Below are 3,834 nucleotides of genomic sequence, written 5' to 3'. Positions count from 1 at the left end.
CCCGGCGACCAGTACCTCGATCGAGTGATCACGAACTGAGAAAGATCGGACTTAACGTCCACTTAGATTCAACCGGTCAAGGCAACACTCTCGGCTGGTGTGCGGAATCCCAGGCACTTGCGCGGACGGTTGTTGAGTTTCGTCGCGATGGCATCAAGATCGTCTTGGCTGAACGTCGACAGGTTCGTGCCTTTGGGCAGGTACTGCCGGAGCAGCTTGTTGGTGTTCTCGTTGGTGCCACGTTGCCAAGGGCTACGCGGGGCTGCGAAGAACACGTCGACACCGGTGTCGGCGGTGAACCGCTTGTGGGCTGCCAGTTCCATGCCGCGATCCCAGGTCAGCGTGCCGCGTAGTCGGGGGTCCATGCGCTCGTAGGTCTCGGCCAGAGCGGGAACGACCACGGTGGTGTGGCGGCTGGCGAGTTTCACGATCGTGAGGAACCGTGACTTCCGGTCGACCAGTGTGGCGACCTGGCTGTTGTTCGAGCCGATCACCAGATCGCCTTCCAGATGCCCGAACTCGCTGCGGTCCTCCGCCGCCTGGGGCCGGTGCTCGATTGGTCGGGCATCGGTGATCTGTGAGCGCCACTGTCCTTTCACCGTGTGGCGCTTGTTCTTCCGGATCGGGCGGCCAGTTCGCAGGCGCTTGGACAGCTCGCGGGGGATCACTTTCCAGCGGGTGGTGTAGACCGATCGGTAGATCGTCTCGTGGCTGATCTCCATCCCCGGGTCGTCACCATGATGCCGACGCAAGTGGCCGACGATCTGTGCCGGCGACCACTCCTCCCTCAGCAGAAGCAGCACCGTCTCCCTCAGCGCGGGCCTGCGGGCAAGCAGACACTGCTTCGGCCGCCGGGCGCGGTCAAGTGCGCGTTCCTGCGCAGCGATTGCCCGGTACACGTCGCGTCCGCCGTTGTTGTTGACTTCGCGGCTGATCGTCGACACCGCACGGCCCAGCAGGCCGGCGATCGCCCGGTAGGAATTGCCGGCACAAAGCCCGCGTGAGATCTCCTCCCGCTCGCCCATGGTCAAGCTTCCGGCACGCGCCTTGCGGGGCACGGGAGCGATTCCTCCGTGGTGCTTGAGGACGGTGAACACCGAGCCGGGCGGCTTGCCGATCTGTCTCGAGATGACGCTGATCGACTCCCCGGACCTCCACCGCCGCCACAGGTCGGCCTTCATCTCGTCCGACATCCCCGGCCGACCCAGTCTCGCCACGTATACCGTCCTCAACCAGCGCTGTTGCTCTGACCGGTTGAATCTAAGGTCGCTTTTTTCAGGATCTCGATGGTCTGCTGCTGTTCGCGGTTCTCCTTGCGCAACCGTCGCAGTTCCTCGCGCTCGGCGCTGGTCAGCTCGCCCGGCTGCCCCTCGCTCTGGTCTGCCTTGGCCCGGCGGTACCAGCCGCGCAGGGACTCGGAGCTGATGCCGAGTTCCCGGGCGACCGCCGTGACCGTTTTGCCCGAGGAGTCGACGAGCGCGATCGCGTCCCGCTTGAACTCTTCGGTGTACCGCTTCGTGTACTTGTTTCCCACCTGGTGCTACTTCCTCTGGAACCTCAGGTCCCAGTCTCCAGGTGTCCACGATCAAGGGGAAGCTTCAGAGTCCCGCGCTGCCGAGGCCGAGTCAAGGTACCGAGCGGAGCAGGCGGTCCTCGCAGCCGCCCTCCTCATCCTCCGGGACATCCACCGGCCAGGAGCAAAGCGACCCCGGAAACGCCGTCCCTCTCCGGGCCGGGTGATGCCTGACCCAACCTGCTTTTCCCTAACACCGGCTTCGTGCACGAGCCGAGCACGGAGCCACCTCCACTGCAGTCGACCTCCACCGCCGGTGTCATCCCTCTCGGCGCGCGGTACAAACTATCGGAGGGGCGGTCGCTGAAGTCTCCTGGGCTTATCAGAGTGGAGCTTGTGCGCCGTTTCCGTGGCGGATCCGGTCCAGGATGTCGTGGTGCAGGGCGGTCAGCCCTCCGGGCGGCAGGGGTGTGGGGCTGCCTGTGAGGGTGTACCACTCGTCGGCGCCGGTGTACTGGATGGCGATGTCAGCACGCCTGTCGGGTCGGAGGCTGCTGGCGACGGTCAGCTCTCCGGTGATGACGCCGACTTCGTCGGTCATCGCCCCGCCGGGGCCTGCCTGGACGTCGTCCACGAGTTTCTGCGGCTGTGCTGCCGGGTCGTGTGGGTTCATGCGGTGCAGGTGTCCAGCATCTCGCCCAGCATGTCCTTCTCCGCCCCGGTCACCGACAGCTTGTACGTCGCCTTCACCGAGACCCAAGAGCGGGCGTAGGTGCACCAGTACGTCTTGGACGGTGGCTGCCACTCATCCGGCCCTTGGTCGCCCTTGGACCGGTTGGAAGCCGCCGACACCGCCAGCAGTTGCGGGAGGGTGAGGTCGTTGGCGAACGCCTTGCGCTTCTCCTGGCTCCAGGTACTGGCCCCCGAGCGCCAGGCGTTGGCGAGCGGCACGGTGTGGTCGATGTCCAACTCCGAGGCGTCGGTGAACGCCTCGTCGTCGTAGACACTGACCCACTTCCCGGACACGGCCCGGCATTCGTCGTCCCGCTTCACGTCGGTGCCGTCGCGCTCCAGCACCGTCTCCCGGGTGTCACAACTGTCCTGCTCGGCCCAGTGGGGGAACTTGGCGCGGCTGTAGCCGGACATCGAGCCGTGCGCGGTCACCTCCAGCCCGGCCAGTTCCTCCCGCGCCTGTGCGACGCCCGGCACGCCCGGCAGGGTCCCGTCGTCGGCCGCCTGACCGCCGCCGGCCCCAGCTGAGGCCGAGACGGAGGGTTTGCCGTCCGCGTCCGTGGGCGATACCGCCTCGTCGACCGCCGAGCACCCGGCTACCGCGAGCACCGCCACGAGCGCCAAGCTCCGCCCCCACCAACCCTGCTGACCCACCATGACCTAGATGTACTCCTCGCGCTCGCGGCCGAAGACCTGCCCGCGCAGCCTATCGACTCCGGTACGCCAGCTCGCACACATCAGTTCCCCACCCACTCAGGCGGTTGTCTGTCCCATCGACGACGCTCTGCTACGACTGCTGTGAGCACACCGGCGCCCACAACCCACCGTCCTTAACCCCCCCGGAAACGTTCGCCAAGGCCGTCTTGTGCGCCGTATCCACCGTGGAATCATTGCCTTCACCAGGCAGCTTGAGTGAAGGAGACAAAACCGCCATATGTTCGATGCCCTGAAGAACCTCAAGGACAAGGCCGAGGATCTCGCCGAGGCCCACGGAGAGAAGATCTCCGACGGGCTGGAGAAGGTCGGCGACTTCATCGACGACAGGACCGACGGCAAGCACAGCGACAAGATCGACACCGCCGTCGACAAGGCCCAGGACTACGTCGAGAAGCTGGGTGCGAAGAAGGACTGACTGCTCGCCAGCGCCAAAGGGTCCGGCTGCCACGCCCAGGCACCCGGACCACACCGGTCCCGAACTCCCTTTGTCTTCCCTCGCGGCGCTCTCTGGTACTGCTCATTGGCAGCCGACCAGCATGTTCACGGCTACGCCCACCGCCGTGTCCAGCAGCGCCCTCAATCACCTGCTGCACCGAGCACTGAGCGCTGGTCATATGCATCCGGGGGGAGAAGGGGCGCTCGTCTCTCAGAGGGCGAGCACGGCAACCATGCTGGCGTAGATGGTGATCAGCAGGATGCCGTCGAAGCCGATCTTGAGCCAGCCTCGCTTCTGGCGGACGAGGAGGCCGCCGAGCAGAACGGCGGTCATGACGATCGCGCCGGTGGTAAGGAACAGTTCGTCCGGGTGCGCAGCGTGGTAGAGGGATCCGCCTCGATAGGCGATGTCGCCGACCACCAGGTTGAGTGCGTCC

Annotated in this window: 5 protein-coding genes and 1 pseudogene; 1 reads left to right on the top strand and 5 read right to left on the bottom strand. The window is 65.7% G+C overall.

Annotated features, from left to right (window positions below):
- Positions 1-68 precede the first annotated feature (68 nt).
- The 4 genes from QNO09_RS39500 to QNO09_RS39485 form a co-directional block, all read right to left on the bottom strand.
- Complete coding sequence (locus tag QNO09_RS39500) at positions 69-1,193, bottom strand: IS30 family transposase (protein WP_283975048.1); 1,125 nt, start codon at positions 1,191-1,193, stop codon at positions 69-71.
- A gap of 35 nt (positions 1,194-1,228) precedes the next feature.
- Positions 1,229-1,534, bottom strand: a complete 306-nt coding sequence (locus QNO09_RS39495; protein ID WP_283975047.1) for a transposase — start codon at positions 1,532-1,534, stop codon at positions 1,229-1,231.
- 361 nt (positions 1,535-1,895) lie between these two features.
- A complete protein-coding gene (locus QNO09_RS39490; RefSeq protein ID WP_283975046.1) occupies positions 1,896-2,186 on the bottom strand; it encodes a hypothetical protein in 291 nt (96 codons plus the stop codon).
- Entirely contained in the window at positions 2,183-2,902 is a 720-nt protein-coding gene (locus QNO09_RS39485) for an HNH endonuclease family protein (RefSeq protein WP_283975045.1), read from the bottom strand. The genes QNO09_RS39490 and QNO09_RS39485 overlap by 4 nt, the downstream gene beginning before the upstream one ends.
- A 277-nt stretch (positions 2,903-3,179) precedes the next feature.
- Between QNO09_RS39485 and QNO09_RS39480 the strand changes: the two genes are divergently transcribed.
- Positions 3,180-3,377, top strand: coding sequence for an antitoxin (locus tag QNO09_RS39480; RefSeq protein ID WP_283975044.1), 198 nt, complete (start codon positions 3,180-3,182; stop codon positions 3,375-3,377).
- Positions 3,378-3,608: 231 nt separating this feature from the next.
- Here QNO09_RS39480 and QNO09_RS39475 read toward each other — a convergent pair.
- Positions 3,609-3,834: pseudogene (locus tag QNO09_RS39475) on the bottom strand (cation transporter); the annotation flags it as partial.

Source organism: Streptomyces sp. 378, from assembly GCF_030124145.1.
Taxonomy (GTDB): Bacteria; Actinomycetota; Actinomycetes; order Streptomycetales; family Streptomycetaceae; genus Streptomyces.
The sequence above is the reverse complement of the archived record's forward strand: the minus strand, read 5'-3'. Positions and strand labels throughout refer to the sequence as shown.